Below are 12792 nucleotides of genomic sequence, written 5' to 3'. Positions count from 1 at the left end.
CAGCATCATGAACTGCGTCGATGTGTGCCCGAAGGGACTGAACCCGACCAAGGCCATCGGCAAGATCAAGGAGCTGATGGTCCGCCGCGCGGTTTGATCCTGCGGCTGTCTGCAGTAGTAAGCGGCGTGTCAGCCAGAGCGGCTATATCTGGCTGGCGCGCCGAAAGTAGGAAGCCATGACTGAGAGTCCTGCCACCACCTTCTCCCACCAGGCCGACCCGCACAAGCGCGCACGTCTGCGCTGGCGCGCCCGCCGCGGCCTGCTGGAGAACGACATCATCGTCGAACGTTTTTTCAACCGTTACGAGGAGAGCCTGTCCGACGAGGACGTGGCTTCGCTGAGCACCCTGTTCGAACTCAGCGACAACGAGTTGATGGACCTGCTCCTTGCCCGCAAGGAACTGGACGGTGAGCTCGACACGCCCCCGATGCAGCGCGTACTGAGCCTGCTGCGTTCGGTCTGAGTTTTGGTCAACATTATTATTCACAGCATTTGAAGGATCCGACATGACGCCGTCCGATGTGAAAGCCACGCTATCGTTCTCCGATGGTTCCCCCAGCGTTGAGCTGCCGATTTATACGGGCACCGTTGGCCCGGACGTGATCGACATTCGCAAGCTGTACGGACAAACCGGTAAGTTCACCTACGACCCCGGTTTCATGTCGACGGCTTCGTGCAATTCCAAGATCACCTATATCGACGGCGACAAGGGCGAGCTGCTGTACCGCGGCTACCCGATCGAGCAACTGGCGCAGAAGTGCGACCACCTCGAGACCTGCTACCTGCTGCTCAAGGGTGAACTGCCCAACGCCAAGCAGAAGGAAGAATTCGTCGGCCACGTGATGAACCACACGATGGTTCACGAGCAGATGCAGTTCTTCATGCGCGGTTTCCGCCGCGATGCGCACCCGATGGCCGTGCTGACCGGCATGGTCGGTGCCATGAGCGCGTTCTACCATGACGCGATGGACATCGACGATCCGCACCAGCGCGAGATCTCGGCCATCCGCCTGATCGCCAAGATGCCGACCCTGGTCGCCATGGCGTACAAGTACAACATCGGCCAGCCGTACATCTACCCGCAGAACGACCTGTCCTACTCGGGCAACTTCATGCGCATGATGTTCGCCACGCCGTGCGCCCCGTACACCGTGAACCCGGTGCTGGAGCGCGCGCTGGACCGCATCTTCATCCTGCACGCCGACCACGAGCAGAACGCGTCGACCTCGACCGTGCGCCTGGCCGGTTCGTCGGGCACCAACCCGTTCGCAGCCATTGCCGCCGGCGTGGCCTGCCTGTGGGGCCCGGCCCACGGCGGCGCCAACGAAGCCGCGCTGAAGATGCTGGAAGAGATCGGCAGCGTCGACAACATCGGCGAGTTCATCAAGCAGGTGAAGGACAAGAACTCGGGCGTGCGCCTGATGGGCTTTGGCCACCGCGTGTACAAGAACTACGATCCGCGCGCCAAGCTGATGCGCGAAACCTGCCACGAAGTGCTGGAAGAGCTGGGCCTGCACAACGACCCGCTGTTCAAGCTGGCCATGGAGCTGGAAAAGATCGCGCTGGAAGACGAGTACTTCGTCAGCCGCAAGCTGTACCCGAACGTCGACTTCTACTCGGGCATCGTCCAGCGCGCGCTGGGCATCCCGACGTCGCTGTTCACCTGCATCTTCGCGCTGGCCCGCACCCCCGGCTGGATCTCGCAGTGGGAAGAGATGATCACCGATCCGGAATACAAGATCGGCCGTCCGCGCCAGCTGTTCGTTGGCGCCGCCACCCGCGAGGTGCCGGACGTGGCCAAGCGCTAAGCGCCGCGCCTTTCGCCGTGCTGCGCACTGCAGCAATTTCAAACGCCCCGGCCCGCCGGGGCGTTTGTTTTTGTAGCGTCAGCATCCTTTGTGCACTGCGGCGGTGCGAAGGGCAGGAAATTGCACCCCACGCAGTCCGGAGCGCAATACGTGAAAAATTGTGTCGCGTTTTGCCAAAACAGTTCCGCATATATTGTGCGATTCCCCTTTGCAGCAGGAAATTTGACCCTATAATGCGGGCTGCTTTGCCGACGGCAGCCGGGCCACCCTTCCGGCGTGCGGTGCGGCAAGCGGGGCAGGCGAATCGCTTGCGCAATAGAGAACGCATCAACGTTGTCTTTCCGAACCTTGGTCCCCATACGTCAACGGGGGCTGACACATGCCGGGCCCCGCATACGCTGTCTCTTCTTGCAGGCCCGTCTTCCGCGTCTCGGGCCGCTGTTCCGCCAGTCCGATCTCTGTAGCCCGCGGGTGTTGTTCGATTGCGCAGGTCATACCGTTTCTGCCCGGTTGACCCAAACATAAATCGAGGAGCTCCTGATGACGCTGTCCCGTCTTACGTCCCGCATTACGTCCCGCATTACGTCCATTTCGCTGGCCGCCATGCTGGCCACCTTTGGCGCCGCCGCCAATGCCGAAACCGTGAAGATCGCCATTGCCGGCCCGATGAGTGGCTCGGTGGCGCAGTATGGCGACATGGTCAAGGCCGGTGCGCTGACCGCGGTCGAACAGATCAACGCAGCCGGCGGTGCCGGCGGCAACAAGTTCGAAGTGGTGATGATGGACGACGCCTGCGAGCCGAAGCAGGCCGTGGCGGTTGCCAACAAGATCGTCAGCCAGAACATCAAGTACGTGATCGGCCACGTGTGCTCGGGCTCGACTATCCCGGCTTCGGACATCTACGAGAACGAAGGCATCGTGATGGTGACGCCGTCGGCCACCGCCCCGCAACTGACCGAAACCAAGAAGCGCAAGTTCATCTTCCGCACCATCGGCCGCGACGACCAGCAGGGCCCGGCCGCCGCCCAGTACATCATCGGCAAGGTCAAGCCCAAGAAGGTCGCGGTGCTGCACGACAAGCAGTCGTACGGCCAGGGCATCGCCAGCTCGGTCAAGAAAGACCTGGAAGCCGCCAAGATCCCGGTCGCGGTGTTCGAAGGCATCAACGCCGGCGATTCGGACTACTCGGCCGTCATCACCAAGCTCAAGTCGCAGGGCGTGGACTTCGTCTACTTCGGCGGCTACCACCCGGAAATGGGCCTGCTGCTGCGCCAGGCGCGCGAGCAGGGCGTCAAGGCCGCCTTCATGGGCCCCGAGGGCGTGGGCAACAAGGACGTGACCGCGATCGCCGGCCCGTCCTCCGAAGGCATGCTGGTGACGCTGCCGGCCGACTTCTCGGCCGATCCCGCCAACGCCGCGCTGGTGAAGGCCTTCGCCGACAAGAAGCGCGATGCCAACGGTCCGTTCCAGATGCCGGCCTATGCCGCCCTTAAGATCATCGGCGACGCCATCGCCGGGGCCAAGAGCACCGACCCGGCCAAGGTCGCTGCGTACATGCACAAGAACGCCTTCACCACCCCGATCGGCAAGGTCGACTACGACGAGAAGGGCGACCTGAAGTCGTTCAAGTTCGTGGTCTACACCTGGCACAAGGACGCCAGCAAGACCGCGGCCAACTAAGGCATTCGCATCCCGACGGGGTGCTCCCCTCTCCCGCTTGCGGGAGAGGGGCAGGGGGAGAGGGCAGGAGGGTCAAAGGCTGATGTCTTGGGTTTAAACCGTTGGCCCGGCTTGATGTGGCTCCTTGCTAGCCCACCCCTCACCCCAACCCTCTCCCCATGAGGGGAGAGGGACACCTTGCTTTGGCAAGTTCGAATGGTTTTGGCGCATCCCTGCCGAGGCCAGTTCCGGCGGCTTCGAGGCTTCCTCCAATGAATGAATTCCTTCCACAGTTCACCCAGCAGCTCGTCAACGGGCTGACGCTGGGTGCGATCTATGCGTTGATCGCCATCGGCTACACAATGGTCTACGGCATCATCGGCATGATCAATTTCGCGCACGGCGAGATTTACATGATCGGTGCCTATGTCGGCCTGGTCACGCTCACCGCGATCGGCGCCCAGGCGGGCTATCCGCTGCCGCTGGTGCTTGGCGCCGCCTTGCTGGTCTCGGTAATGGTCACCGGGGTCTACGGCTTTGCGGTCGAGCGGGTGGCATACCGGCCGCTGCGCGGCGGACCGCGGCTGGTGCCGCTGATCTCCGCCATCGGCATGTCGATCTTCCTGCAGAACTATGTCCAGATCGGGCAGGGCGCGCGCGATGTCTCCGTGCCGGTGCTGATCTCGGGCGCCATCGAGTTCCAGATGGGCGGCGATTTCATGGTGACGGTGCCGTATTCGCGCCTGCTGATCGTCGGCGTGACGCTGGTGCTGATGATCGCGCTGACCATGTTTATCGGCCGCTCGCGCATGGGCCGTGCCTGCCGCGCCTGCGCCGAGGACATGCGCATGGCCAACCTGCTGGGCATCGACACCAACAAGGTGATCTCGTTCACCTTCGTGCTGGGCGCGATGCTGGCGGCGGTGGGCGGCGTGCTGATCGGGCTGACCATCGGCAAGCTCAATCCCTTTATCGGCTTTATCGCCGGCATCAAGGCCTTTACCGCGGCGGTGCTGGGCGGCATCGGCAGCATCCCGGGTGCGATGCTCGGCGGCGTGCTGCTGGGCCTGGCGGAGACCTTCGCCTCGGGCTACATGCCGGCCGAATACAAGGACGTGGTGGCGTTCAGCCTGCTGGTGCTGGTGCTGCTGTTCCGTCCGACCGGGCTGCTGGGCAAGCCCGATGTGGAAAAGGTCTGAGGGAGGCACGACATGACCAACAATGTTTCTACCGGCGCTGTCACCATCGCTGCCGGGCAAGCGTTCGCGCGTGGCGCAACGCCGGGACAGTCGCTGAAGAATGCGATCACGGCCGCGGTAATGACGGCGATCCTGACCATCCCCATCCTGGGCCTGCAGCTCAAGCTGGAAGGCTACAAGGTCGTGCTCGAGCCGCACTGGCGGCCGGTGTGGATCGCGGTCGCCGCGGTGTTCCTGTTTCAGTTGTTCAAGCCGATGCTGTCGCGCGCGGGCAGCGCGGTGCGCCTGCCGGCGCTGCCGGCAATGGGCGCGCGCGAGCAGCGCGTGGCGGTGTGGGTGCTGCTTGCGGTCGGGCTGGTGTGGCCGTTCTTCGGCTCGCGCGGCGCGGTCGACGTGGCCACGCTGGCGCTGATCTACGTGATCCTGGGACTGGGCCTGAATATCGTGGTGGGCTTTGCCGGCCTGCTCGACCTGGGCTATGTCGGCTTCTACGCGATCGGCGGCTATACCTATGCGCTGCTGAACCAGTACTTCGGTCTGGGCTTCTGGGAATGCCTGCCGATTGCCGCGGCGATGTCGGCGGCCTTCGGGTTCCTGCTCGGCTTTCCGGTGCTGCGGCTGCGCGGCGACTACCTGGCCATCGTCACGCTGGGCTTCGGCGAGATCATCCGCCTGCTCGCCAACAACCTGACCAGCCTGACCGGCGGCCCGGACGGCGTCTCGGGCGTCCCGAAGCCGACCGTATTCGGCATCGAGATGGCGCGCAGTGCGAGCGTGGAGGGCGCGAAAACCTTCCATGACCTGATCGGCCTGGATTACAGCGGCCAGCACATGGTGATCTTCCTCTACCTGCTGGCGCTGCTGCTGGTGGGCTTCACGCTGTTCGTCACCAGCCGGCTGATCCGCATGCCGATGGGCCGTGCCTGGGAAGCGCTGCGCGACGACGAGATCGCGTGCCGCTCGCTGGGCCTGAACCCGACCCGCATCAAGCTGTCGGCGTTCACGCTGGGCGCATCGTTCGCCGGCATCGGCGGCGCCTTCTTCGCGGCGCGCCAGGGGCTGGTCAACCCGGAATCGTTCACCTTCATCGAGTCGGCGCTGATCCTGGCCGTGGTGGTGCTGGGCGGCATGGGCTCGCAGCTTGGCGTGATCCTGGCGGCGATCCTGCTGACCGTGCTGCCCGAAGTGGCGCGCGGCTTTGCCGAATACCGCATGCTGATCTTCGGCCTGGTGATGGTGCTGATGATGATGTGGCGTCCGCAGGGCCTGCTGCCCGCGAGCCGTCCCCACGTGGAGTTGCCGCGATGACTGGTTTGCAACAAGCCGAACTGCTGAAAGTATCCGGCCTGCAGATGCGCTTCGGCGGCCTGCTGGCCGTGGACGGCATCGATTTCGATGTCCGCAAGGACGAGGTCTTCGCCATCATCGGCCCCAACGGCGCCGGCAAGACCACGGTGTTCAACTGCGTGGGCGGCTTCTACAAGCCCACCGCGGGCGACGTCACGCTGGACGGCCACGCCATTGCCGGCCTGCCCAGCCACCAGGTGGCGCGCAAGGGCCTGGTGCGGACCTTCCAGAATATCCGCCTGTTCAAGTCGCTGACGGTGGTGGAAAACCTGCTGGTGGCGCAGCATCTGCAGGTGCAGTCCGGCATCCTGCGCGGGCTATTTGCTACCCCGGCTTACCGCCGCGCCGAGCGCGAGGCGCTGGAGCGCGCCGCGGTCTGGCTCGAGCGCATGGGCCTGACCAGAGTTGCCAACCGCGAGGCGGGCACGCTGTCGTACGGGCACCAGCGCAGGCTGGAAATCGCACGCTGCATGATCACCAAACCGCGCCTGCTGATGCTGGACGAGCCCGCTGCGGGCCTGAATCCGCAGGAGAAGATCGAGCTGCAGCAGCTGATCGACCAGTTGCGGCGTGAGTTCGGCATCTCGGTGCTGCTGATCGAGCACGACATGAGCCTGGTGATGGGCGTGTCGGACCGCATCCTGGTGATGGAGCACGGCAAGCCGATCGTGATCGGCAAGCCGGAGGAAGTGCGCAACGACCCGCGCGTGATCAAGGCCTACCTGGGAGAGGACTGATGCTGAAGCTGGAACAGGTCCATACCCACTACGGCGCCGTCGAGGCGCTGTCGGGCGTATCGATCGAAGTGAAGAAGGGGGAGATCGTCACCCTGATCGGCAGCAACGGCGCCGGCAAGACGACGCTGATGATGACCGTGTGCGGCACGCCGCGCGCTTCTAAAGGCCGCGTGCTGTTCGAAGGGCAGGACATCACCAACCGCTCGACGCACGAGATCATGCGTCTGGGCATGGCGATCTCGCCCGAAGGCCGGCGCGTGTTCCCGAGCCTGACGGTGCTGGAAAACCTGAAGATGGGCGCATTCTTCTCGAAGCGCGACGAGATCGAGGCGGGCATCGAGCACGTGTTCAAGCTGTTCCCGCGGTTGAACCAGCGGGCGGCGCAGCGCGCGGGCACCATGTCGGGCGGAGAGCAGCAGATGCTGGCGATCGGCCGCGCGCTGATGAGCCGGCCGCGGCTGCTGCTGCTGGACGAGCCGACGCTGGGCCTGGCGCCGCTGATCATCGCGCAGATCTTCGACATCATCAGGACGATTCGTGACGAGGGCGTCACGGTGTTCCTGGTCGAGCAGAATGCCAACAAGGCGCTGCAGGTGGCGGATCGGGGGTATGTGCTGGAGACGGGGAAGGTGGTGTTGGCGGATACGGGTGCCAACCTGCTGGCCAACGACCGGATCAAGGCTGCGTACCTCGGCGGTTGACGAAGCCGCCAAAACGCAAAAGAGGAGGGCGGTTTTCGAACTCGCCACGACGCGGACGAGGAGCGCGGTTTTGGGTGCGCCAAAGCCGCCCGAGCTAGCCCAAGCAAGGTGTTCCCTCAGGGGTAGAGGGACCGGGGAGAGGGGTGGGCTAGCAAGGAGCCACATCAAGCGGGGCCAACGGTTTTAACCCGCGGACGTCAGCCTTTGACGCTCCTGCCCTCTCCCCCCGGCCCCTCTCCCGCAAGCGGGAGAGGGAGAAAACCGGCGTCACGCAAACCTTTTCGCCATCCGCGAAATCCCCCTTTCGCCAATCACATTACATTCCCACCCCCACCAGGCCCGGCCCAGGGCCTGACCGCCATACCCCCTGTGGCATAATCGATTGCCAAGTCAAGCATCGCAGCAACGCTTGAAATAACGCTCGCTTCAGGCGGCTTGCGGCGCGATCATCGTCATCATCGTTGTCCGGCTCGTCACCGCGACCGAAGCGGATAAAACCCCTGCAAACTACTGCGCGGTCACCGCGGACCTCTCCTGTCAAGGAGTCGGTCTTCCGGCCCGCCATCGCATCATGGCCAAGACGCTCTACGACAAACTCTGGGATGACCACACCGTCCACGTCGAGGAAGACGGCACCACGCTGCTCTATATCGACCGCCACCTGCTGCATGAAGTGACCAGCCCGCAGGCGTTCGAAGGTCTGAAGATCGCGGAGCGTCCGGTATGGCGCATCAGCGCCAACCTGGCCGTGTCGGACCACAACGTGCCGACCACCGACCGCAGCCACGGCATTGCCGACCCGGTATCGAAGCTGCAGGTCGATACGCTGGATGCCAACTGCGACAGCTATGGCATCACCCAGTTCAAGATGAACGACCACCGCCAGGGCATCGTGCACGTGATCGGGCCGGAGCAGGGCGCGACGCTGCCGGGCATGACGGTGGTGTGCGGCGACTCGCATACCAGCACGCATGGCGCGTTTGGCGCGCTGGCGCATGGCATCGGCACGTCGGAAGTGGAGCATGTGCTGGCCACGCAGACGCTGCTGGGCAAGAAGGCCAAGAACATGCTGGTCAAGGTGGAAGGCAAGCTGCCGCGCGGCTGCACCGCCAAGGACATCGTGCTGGCCGTGATCGGCAAGATCGGCACCGCGGGCGGCACCGGCTTCACCATCGAGTTCGCCGGCTCGGCCATCCGGGACCTGACCATGGAAGGCCGCATGACGGTCTGCAACATGGCCATCGAGGCGGGTGCGCGCGCCGGCCTGGTGGCCGTGGACGACGTCACGCTGGAATACGTCAAGGGCCGCCCGTATGCGCCGCAGGGCGTGGAGTGGGAGCAGGCGGTCGCTTACTGGCGCACGCTGCATTCCGACGCGGGTGCGCACTTTGACCAGGTGGTCGAGTTGCGTGCCGAAGATGTCCGTCCGCAGGTGACCTGGGGCACGTCGCCGGAAATGGTGGTCAGCATCGAAGACCGCGTGCCGGATCCCGAGAAGGAAAAGGACCCGAACAAGCGCAACGCGATGGAGCGCGCGCTCGAATACATGGGCCTGCAGCCCAACGTGCCGGTCGAGAGCATCAATATCGACAAGGTCTTTATCGGTTCGTGCACCAACAGCCGCATCGAAGACATGCGCGCCGCCGCGTGGGTGGTGCAGAAGCTGGGCCGCAAGGTCGCCGCCAACGTGAAGCTGGCGATGGTGGTGCCGGGCTCGGGCCTGGTCAAGGAGCAGGCCGAGCGCGAGGGGCTGGACAAGATCTTCAAGGCCGCGGGCTTTGAATGGCGCGAGCCGGGCTGCTCGATGTGCCTGGCGATGAATGCCGATCGCCTCGATCCGGGCGAGCGTTGCGCGTCGACCTCGAACCGCAACTTCGAAGGCCGCCAGGGCGCGGGCGGGCGCACCCACCTGGTGAGCCCGGCGATGGCAGCAGCCGCCGCCATCGAAGGCCATTTCGTCGATATCCGCAAGCTGGGCTGAAGAAGCAAGGAAAGAGAACATGGACAAGTTCACCGTACACAGCGGCCTGGTGGCGCCGCTCGACCGCGAGAACGTCGATACCGACGCCATCATCCCGAAGCAGTTCCTGAAGTCGATCAAGCGCACCGGCTTCGGCCCCAACCTGTTCGACGAGTGGCGCTACAAGGACGTCGGCGAGCCCGGCATGGACAACAGCAAGCGTCCGCTGAACCCGGACTTCGTGCTGAACCAGCCGCGCTACCAGGGCGCATCGATCCTGCTGACACGCCGCAACTTCGGCTGCGGCAGCTCGCGCGAGCACGCGCCGTGGGCGCTGACGCAATACGGCTTCCGCGCCGTGATCGCGCCCAGCTTCGCCGATATCTTCTTCAACAACTGCTACAAGAACGGCTTGCTGCCGGTGGTGCTGACCGAGCAGCAGGTCGACCACCTGTTCAACGAGACCAACGCCTTCAACGGCTACAAGCTGACCATCGACCTGGACAAGCAGGTGGTGATCACGCCGTCGGGACAGGCCTACGAGTTCGATATCGCCCCGTTCCGCAAGTACTGCATGCTGAACGGCTTCGACGATATCGGCCTGACGCTGCGCCATGCCGACAAGATCAAGGCCTATGAGGCCGAACGCGTCGCCAAGATGCCGTGGCTGAACAACCGCCTGGTCGGATAAGACTCAACGAGGAAAGACAACAATGAAGATCGCAGTCCTGCCGGGTGACGGCATCGGTCCCGAAATCGTTGCAGAGGCCGTCAAGGTCCTGAACGCGCTCGACGAGAAGTTCGAACTGGAAACCGCCCCGGTGGGCGGCGCCGGCTACGAGGCCGAAGGCCATCCGCTGCCCGAGAACACGCTGAAGCTGGCCAGGGAAGCCGATGCCATCCTGTTCGGCGCCGTCGGCGACTGGAAGTACGACAGCCTGGAGCGTCCGCTGCGCCCCGAGCAGGCCATCCTGGGCCTGCGCAAGCACCTGCAGCTCTTTGCCAACTTCCGTCCGGCGATCTGCTACCCGGAACTGACCGGCGCCTCGAGCCTGAAGCCCGAGCTGGTGGCGGGCCTGGACATCCTGATCGTGCGCGAGCTGAACGGCGACATCTATTTCGGCCAGCCGCGCGGCGTGCGCGAGGCGCCGGACGGCTTGTTCCAGGGCGCGCGCGAGGCCTTCGACACCATGCGCTACAGCGAGCCGGAAATCCGCCGCATCGCCCACGTGGCGTTCCAGGCCGCGGCCAAGCGCGGCAAGAAGCTGTGCAGCGTCGACAAGGCCAACGTGCTCGAGACCTTCCAGTTCTGGAAGGACATCGTGATCGACGTCAGCAAGGAATATCCAGAGGTCGAGCTGTCGCACATGTACGTCGACAACGCCGCGATGCAGCTGGTCAAGGCGCCCAAGAGCTTCGACGTGATCGTCACCGGCAATATGTTCGGCGACATCCTGTCGGACGAGGCCGCCATGCTGACCGGCTCGATCGGCATGCTGCCGTCGGCGTCGCTGGATGCCAGCAACAAGGGCCTGTACGAGCCGTCGCACGGCTCTGCGCCCGACATCGCCGGCAAGGGCGTGGCCAACCCGCTGGCGACGATCCTGTCGGCGGCGATGATGCTGCGCTATTCGCTGAACAAGGCCGCGCAGGCCGACCGCATCGAGAACGCCGTCAAGAAGGTGCTGGCCCAGGGCTACCGCACCGGCGATATCCTGACGCCGGGTTGCAAGCAGGTCGGTACCCGCGAGATGGGTGACGCGGTGCTGGCAGCACTGTAAGTCACACCAGAAGGGGGCGCTGCGCGGGTAGTGCCCCTTTGTCTGATTTGTCCCCGTTATTTCCCGTATCTCCACGCTGCGGCAGCGCCGCAAAATCGTGTAGACTCTGCCGATGGCCCGATTTTCCCAGTCCACCCTGACTGCTGTTGCTGTCCTGACCGCTACCCGCGGCCCGGTCGGCACGATTTCGCTCGGCCAGACCGCAACGACGATTAAAACCATTATTAAAACCGCGATCGCCTAGATCCGTTCGTCGTGCCTGCCCGTCTTCCCCGCGCAGCCACGCCGGGCGAGGAAAATGGCGGGGAAGTAAAAATCACATCCGAGGTAAATCATGATTGTAGGTCTCGTCGGTTGGCGGGGAATGGTCGGCAGCGTCCTGATGCAGCGCATGCAGGAAGAGCGTGATTTCGACCATATCGAGCCCGTCTTCTTCAGCACGTCCAACGCCGGCGGCAAGGCGCCCGCCATGGCCAAGAACGAAACCACGCTCAAGGATGCCAACGACATCGAGGCACTGAAGAAGTGCGACGTGGTGCTGACCGCCCAGGGCGGTGACTACACCAACGAGGTCTTCCCCAAGCTGCGCGAGGCCGGCTGGAAGGGCTACTGGATCGACGCGGCGTCGTCGCTGCGGATGAAGGACGATGCCATCATCGTGCTGGATCCGGTCAACCAGGGTGTGATCAAGGACGCGCTGTCCAAGGGCGTCAAGAATTTTATCGGGGGCAACTGCACGGTCAGCTGCATGCTGATGGGCCTCGGCGGCCTGTTCCAGGCCGACCTGATCGAGTGGATGACCTCGATGACATACCAGGCCGCGTCGGGCGGCGGTGCCCAGCATATGCGCGAGCTGCTGACGCAGTTCGGCACGCTGAACGCGTCGGTCAAGCCGCTGCTGGATAACCCGGCCTCGGCCATCCTGGAAATCGACCGCACCATCCTGGCGACCCAGCACGGCCTGTCCGCCGAAGAGACCAAGCAGTTCGGCGTGCCGCTGGCCGGCAACCTGATCCCCTGGATCGACAAGGACCTGGGCAACGGCCAGTCCAAGGAAGAATGGAAGGGCGGCGCCGAGACCAACAAGATCCTGGGCCGCGGCGAAGGCTTCCTGGGTGCGACCGGCGCCACGCCGATCGCCGTCGACGGCCTGTGCGTGCGTATCGGCGCGATGCGCTGCCACTCGCAGGCACTGACCATCAAGCTGCGCAAGGACGTGCCGCTGGACGAGATCGAAGGCATGCTGGCCGCTCACAACCCGTGGGCCAAGGTGGTGCCGAATACGCGTGAAGCCAGCATGACCGACCTGACCCCGGCTGCCGTGACCGGCACGCTGACGATCCCGGTCGGCCGCCTGCGCAAGATGCAGATGGGCGGCGAGTACCTGTCCGCGTTTACGGTCGGCGACCAGCTGCTGTGGGGCGCGGCCGAGCCGCTGCGCCGCATGCTGCGTATCCTGATCGAGTCCTGATCGAGTCCTGATCGGCGCTGTGCCGCGATCCCCTGCCGCGGTTGCCTGCTGCCGTTGCCTGATTAGTCCGTTGCAGGCAGGCAACAGAATGCACCGCTTTGCCGACAACGCCGCGCCCATGCGCGGCG

General features: G+C 64.4%; 12 protein-coding genes and 1 pseudogene. All 13 read left to right on the top strand.

Annotation, left to right across the window (positions count from 1 at the left end):
- Window positions 1-97, top strand: a pseudogene (gene sdhB / locus AB1I47_RS22695) (succinate dehydrogenase iron-sulfur subunit); the annotation flags it as partial.
- 79 nt (window positions 98-176) lie between these two features.
- Window positions 177-464 (top strand): FAD assembly factor SdhE, encoded by a 288-nt coding sequence (locus AB1I47_RS22690; protein ID WP_354685962.1) that lies wholly within the window; start codon window positions 177-179, stop codon window positions 462-464.
- 43 nt (window positions 465-507) lie between these two features.
- Window positions 508-1809 carry a citrate synthase gene (gltA, locus tag AB1I47_RS22685; RefSeq protein ID WP_354685961.1) on the top strand — a complete coding sequence of 434 codons (1302 nt, stop codon included), beginning with the start codon at window positions 508-510 and terminating at the stop codon, window positions 1807-1809.
- A 540-nt stretch (window positions 1810-2349) separates the two neighbouring features.
- Window positions 2350-3489 carry a branched-chain amino acid ABC transporter substrate-binding protein gene (locus tag AB1I47_RS22680; RefSeq protein WP_354685960.1) on the top strand — a complete coding sequence of 380 codons (1140 nt, stop codon included), beginning with the start codon at window positions 2350-2352 and terminating at the stop codon, window positions 3487-3489.
- A gap of 251 nt (window positions 3490-3740) precedes the next feature.
- Window positions 3741-4667 (top strand): high-affinity branched-chain amino acid ABC transporter permease LivH, encoded by a 927-nt coding sequence (gene livH, locus AB1I47_RS22675; protein WP_354685959.1) that lies wholly within the window; start codon window positions 3741-3743, stop codon window positions 4665-4667.
- Window positions 4668-4679: 12 nt separating this feature from the next.
- A complete protein-coding gene (locus AB1I47_RS22670; RefSeq protein ID WP_354685958.1) occupies window positions 4680-5975 on the top strand; it encodes a high-affinity branched-chain amino acid ABC transporter permease LivM in 1296 nt (431 codons plus the stop codon).
- Window positions 5972-6751 carry a high-affinity branched-chain amino acid ABC transporter ATP-binding protein LivG gene (gene livG / locus AB1I47_RS22665; protein WP_354685957.1) on the top strand — a complete coding sequence of 260 codons (780 nt, stop codon included), beginning with the start codon at window positions 5972-5974 and terminating at the stop codon, window positions 6749-6751. The genes AB1I47_RS22670 and livG overlap by 4 nt, the downstream gene beginning before the upstream one ends.
- Window positions 6751-7452: an ABC transporter ATP-binding protein gene (locus AB1I47_RS22660; RefSeq protein ID WP_354685956.1), complete on the top strand. Its 702-nt coding sequence runs from the start codon at window positions 6751-6753 to the stop codon at window positions 7450-7452. The genes livG and AB1I47_RS22660 overlap by 1 nt, the downstream gene beginning before the upstream one ends.
- 571 nt (window positions 7453-8023) lie before the next feature.
- Complete coding sequence (gene leuC, locus AB1I47_RS22655) at window positions 8024-9433, top strand: 3-isopropylmalate dehydratase large subunit (protein WP_354685955.1); 1410 nt, start codon at window positions 8024-8026, stop codon at window positions 9431-9433.
- A 19-nt stretch (window positions 9434-9452) separates the two neighbouring features.
- Window positions 9453-10103, top strand: coding sequence for a 3-isopropylmalate dehydratase small subunit (gene leuD / locus AB1I47_RS22650; RefSeq protein ID WP_354685954.1), 651 nt, complete (start codon window positions 9453-9455; stop codon window positions 10101-10103).
- 22 nt (window positions 10104-10125) lie between these two features.
- Entirely contained in the window at window positions 10126-11193 is a 1068-nt protein-coding gene (gene leuB, locus AB1I47_RS22645) for a 3-isopropylmalate dehydrogenase (RefSeq protein WP_354685953.1), read from the top strand.
- A 112-nt stretch (window positions 11194-11305) separates the two neighbouring features.
- Window positions 11306-11437, top strand: a complete 132-nt coding sequence (locus AB1I47_RS22640) for a hypothetical protein (protein WP_354685952.1) — start codon at window positions 11306-11308, stop codon at window positions 11435-11437.
- Between the two features lie 90 nt (window positions 11438-11527).
- Entirely contained in the window at window positions 11528-12664 is a 1137-nt protein-coding gene (gene asd, locus AB1I47_RS22635; protein WP_354685951.1) for an aspartate-semialdehyde dehydrogenase, read from the top strand.
- Window positions 12665-12792 lie beyond the last annotated feature (128 nt).

Origin of the sequence: Cupriavidus necator (assembly GCF_040578825.1) — a bacterium.
In the GTDB taxonomy this organism is placed as follows: Bacteria; Pseudomonadota; Gammaproteobacteria; order Burkholderiales; family Burkholderiaceae; genus Cupriavidus; species Cupriavidus necator_E.
The sequence above is the reverse complement of the archived record's forward strand: the minus strand, read 5'-3'. Positions and strand labels throughout refer to the sequence as shown.